Annotated in this window: 6 protein-coding genes and 1 pseudogene; 5 read left to right on the forward strand and 2 right to left on the reverse strand. The window is 73.7% G+C overall.

Going from position 1 to position 3,781, the window contains the following annotated elements; genetic code table 11:
- A partial coding sequence (locus N4P33_RS33690; protein ID WP_260830730.1) for a lytic polysaccharide monooxygenase occupies positions 1-776 on the forward strand: 776 nt, incomplete at its 5' end.
- A gap of 69 nt (positions 777-845) precedes the next feature.
- Here the strand turns inward: N4P33_RS33690 and N4P33_RS33695 are convergent.
- Together N4P33_RS33695 and N4P33_RS33700 are read right to left on the reverse strand one after the other, a co-directional pair.
- Positions 846-1,589, reverse strand: coding sequence for a response regulator transcription factor (locus N4P33_RS33695; protein WP_260830731.1), 744 nt, complete (start codon positions 1,587-1,589; stop codon positions 846-848).
- 128 nt (positions 1,590-1,717) lie between these two features.
- Complete coding sequence (locus N4P33_RS33700; RefSeq protein WP_399030617.1) at positions 1,718-1,951, reverse strand: response regulator transcription factor; 234 nt, start codon at positions 1,949-1,951, stop codon at positions 1,718-1,720.
- A 24-nt stretch (positions 1,952-1,975) separates the two neighbouring features.
- Here N4P33_RS33700 and N4P33_RS33705 point away from each other — a divergent pair, with 24 nt between their 5' ends.
- From N4P33_RS33705 to N4P33_RS33720, 4 genes and pseudogenes are all read left to right on the forward strand, one after another.
- On the forward strand, positions 1,976-2,275 hold the full coding sequence (locus tag N4P33_RS33705; protein ID WP_260830732.1) for a hypothetical protein: 300 nt from the start codon (positions 1,976-1,978) through the stop codon (positions 2,273-2,275).
- Positions 2,272-3,066, forward strand: a complete 795-nt coding sequence (locus tag N4P33_RS33710; RefSeq protein ID WP_260830733.1) for an ABC transporter permease — start codon at positions 2,272-2,274, stop codon at positions 3,064-3,066. Before N4P33_RS33705 ends, N4P33_RS33710 begins: the two co-directional genes overlap by 4 nt.
- Positions 3,067-3,124: 58 nt before the next feature.
- Positions 3,125-3,328, forward strand: a complete 204-nt coding sequence (locus N4P33_RS33715; RefSeq protein ID WP_260830734.1) for a hypothetical protein — start codon at positions 3,125-3,127, stop codon at positions 3,326-3,328.
- A 269-nt stretch (positions 3,329-3,597) separates the two neighbouring features.
- A pseudogene (locus N4P33_RS33720) lies at positions 3,598-3,781 on the forward strand (protease); the annotation flags it as partial.

The raw sequence follows: 3,781 nt of genomic DNA on the forward strand, positions 1-3,781 counted from the left end.
CCGGGTCGGCGGCGTGCCGGGCGGCCGTCGCCGCGAACGGGGCGCCCTTCACGGCCTGGGACAACCTGCGGGTGCCGGGCGTGAACGGCGCCGACCGGCAGCGCGTTCCCGACGGCAAGCTGTGCAGCGGGGGTCTGCCCGCCTACCGGGGGCTCGATCTGACCCGTGCCGACTGGCCCGCGACCCGCGTGGCGCCCGGCGGGACCCTGCCGATGACATACGTCTCGACGATCCCCCACGCGGGCACCTTCCGCATGTATCTGACCAAGCCCGGCTACGACCCCGCCGGGCCCCTCACCTGGTCCGATCTGCCCCGGCAGCCGTTCGCCCAGGTGACGGACCCGGCGCTGACGAACGGCGCGTACCGCTTCCGCGTCACCCTGCCGTCCGACCGGACAGGACGCCATGTGCTCTACACGATCTGGCAGAACAGCAGCACACCGGACACGTACTACTCGTGCTCGGACGTGGTGTTCCCGGAACGAGGGCAGGGAGCGCGGAAGGAGCGGGAGCCAGAGCAGGAGCGGGGACCGGCGCAGGAGCGGGAGGCGCGGCGGGAGCCGGCGGTGAGCACGGACGACGGGGCCGCGGCCCGGAGCCCGGCGCCGGAGACCTCACCGGTACCGCGAGCGCGCGACGAAGGCAGCATCAGCACTCCCGTGGCAGCCGACGGCACCGGTTCCGGCTCTTACGCCCGGGTACTCGCGGGCGGTGCCGCGGCCGTGCTGGTGCTCACCGGTGCCGCCGTGCTGGCCGTGCGCCTTCGGCGGCACTGAGCTCCTCGGGGCCGGCAGCGGGCCCTCCCGTGCGGGCCGTGCGGGCCGTGCGGGCCGTGCGGGCACCGGTCACGAGGCCGCCGGGCGCCGGGCGTAGGATCCGGGCTCCGAGCGGCGTGGTGGTCCCGCGAAGCCGCCGGACCCGTCGGGGGCCGTCGGGTCCTCCTTCAGCTCCAGCATCCCCTTGGACATCGCAAGGGCGACGGCGGACGCACGATCGCTGGCCTTGAGCTTGTGGAACACCCGGCGCATATGGGTCTTGACCGTGGCTTCGGAGACGTGCAGGGACGCGGCGATACGGGAGTTGGACTGGCCTCGTGCGACGAGCGCGAGGACCTCCCGCTTCCGCTGTGAGAGCGCCGGTGGCGCGGTCGGGGACATGACCTCGGAGACCAGATGGGGCAGGGTGCGCGGCGACACGGGGACCGCGCCGCGGACGGCCTGGCGGACGCCGGTGACGATCTCCTCCGTGGGACAGTCCTTGAGGAGGAAGCCACGGGCACCCGCCTTGAGGGCGATGACGACGTCTCCCGGCTCCTCGGCGAAGGCGATGACGGCCGTCCCGCTCCCCTGCTGCCGCAGTGCGTCGACCAGTTCGGGGACGGGCGATCCCTCGCCGTCCGGGCCGACTTCGACGATCGCGGCGTCGGGTTCGGCCCGAGTGATGTCGGCCAGGCCGTCCCTGACCGAGTGTGCGGTAGCCACCACGGTCATGTTCGGCTGCGCGTCGACGACGGCGGCCAGGCCGGCGACGGTGACGGGCTGGGAGGCGATGACAGCGACGGTGATCCGGCTGATCCGTGCCAGACTCATCGCGCACTCCCGTCGCGGCGGACCACCATGTGCGCGACGGTGTGCATCTGTTCGCCGGCACACGGGCGCCCCCTGGCGGCGGTCGCGGCGATCCGGTAGGCGGCCCGTCCGGAGTGCGGCCGGGTGCTTCACTCCGGCAGCGGCAGCAGGCCCGACGACAGCGCTGCCATGACCGCGCCCGTCCGGTCCGACACGCCCAGCTTGCGGAAGGCACTGAGCAGATGTGTCTTGACCGTGGCCTCCCCGATCCCCAGCTGGCGGGCTATGCGGGCATTCGTCCGCCCCTGCGCCACCAGGACGAGGATCTCGCGCTCGCGCGGTGTGAGCGGTGAGGAGGCCGCGCCGGTACGCCGCCGCGCCATCTGCTGTTCCTGGTCGGCGGACGGGTGCGGCGTGAGGGGACCGTCGCGGGGCTGCGCGAGCGCGGCGGGCTGCCCTCCCGGGTCACCTTCCTCGCACCGGAGCTGGCCGGCCGGCCCCGGCCGGCCGTGCTGGGCGACGCCGAGTTCGAGGAGACGACCGGCCGGTGGAGCGTGGCGACCCACGACCCGGCGGGGCAGGTGCAGCGGTTGTCCGCGGCGGCGTCCCGGGAGGGCTTCACCCTGGTCGACGTGAGCGTGCGCACGCCCACCTTCGAAGACGTCTACCTGGATCTGCTGAGCAGTTTGGAGGCGGCGCACCGATGAGTTCCGACACCGGCATGTCGGCCCGCCGTGACGCCGGCCGTGTGCCCGGCGCCGCACGTGTCTTCTCCCGCCAGCTCCCCTACGATCTGCTGGCGCAGATCCGCAATCCCGCGGCGGCCTTCTTCTCGCTCGGGCTTCCCCTCGTCTTCCTGGTCACCTTCACGGTGATCGGGGCGGGCGGGGACGACAGCGCGGTCTACTACGCTCCGGCCACCATGGCCATCGCCGTCGTCAGCGGCACCCTGTCCAACATCGCGATCACACTGGTGTACCTGCGGGAGTACGGGCTGCTCAAGCGGCTGCAGCTGATGCCGGTCAGCCGAGGGGCGCTGCTCGGCAGCCGGGTCGCCGCCTCGGGCATGCTCTCGCTGGGCGGGGTGGTGCTGCTCGGTGCGTACGCCGCCGCCGTTCACGGTGCGGTCCCCGAACAGTCCCCTACGGTCGTGGCGGCCGTGCTGCTGCTCCTGCTGACGGGCAGTGCACTGGGGCTCGCCCTCACCGTGGTGATCCCCGGGGAGAACGCGGCCGGGCCCATCGCCAACGCCGTGGCCCTTCCGCTGCTGATGATCTCCGGAGGGTTCTTCCCGCTGGACTCCTCGCCCGACTGGGTCCGCACGCTGGCCGCCTGCCTGCCCTTCGGCTCCTCGCTCGATGCGGCCGTGGCCGGCTACGAGGGCTCGGCGGTGTGGAGAGACCTGGGAGCGGCGGCCCTGGCGAGCGGTGCCTGGACGGCGGCGGCGAGCGTCCTCGTCGCCCTGCGCTTCCGCTGGGCCCCGCGCCACCGCCGATGACGGGGCACGACGCGGCACGCACCGAAGCGTTCCCGTACCGGAGCAGACAGGAGGACCGATGTCCGCGAAGAAGCAGAACCAGTCGTCCGCGTCCCTCGAGGAGGCGGGATTCGCCGCGGCGATCGCGCTCCCGCTGAGCCTGCTGGGCGGTGGGGCCGCCTACGGCTACTCCGGCAGCGTCGGGGTGGCGGCGGTCGCGACCGGCGTGGGGGTGGCCATCGGCCTGGCCGTCTTCCTGCTCATCGCCCGCTCCGGCACCTGACGGCGGGCCCTGCGGGAGCAACCTCCCTCGCGCACAGCCCCGTGCACCCCCGAGAACGGCCCCGGCCAGGAATCCCCCGTCTGGCCGGGGCGCTTTCGTACCCTCTCGGAAGAAGGCAACTCACCTCGCTCTGCCGGTCACTTGACGACCGGCGGCTTCACGCGGTTGGCTCCGGCCAGCGAGAGTCCCCCGGTCGGCGCGTCCGCCCGCCCCTCCGCCCCTGCTCTCACCCTGCTCTTGCTCGGCCGCACAGCGAGGTCCGCACCCTCATGAACGCTCCAGCTCCGCCGTACCGCTCCCCGATTCCATCACTGCGTCTCGCGGCTCCGGCGGTCGCGGTCGGGTTCGGGGTGCTGGTGGCCGGCTGCTCCGCGTTCGGCGCAGCCGAGGACACCGCCGGCCCCGGCAGCGCGGGCGGCCCCGGCGGCACGGGCGGCGCGGGTGGCACGGGCA

This window comes from Streptomyces sp. 15-116A (assembly GCF_025290915.1).
Classification (GTDB): Bacteria; Actinomycetota; Actinomycetes; order Streptomycetales; family Streptomycetaceae; genus Streptomyces.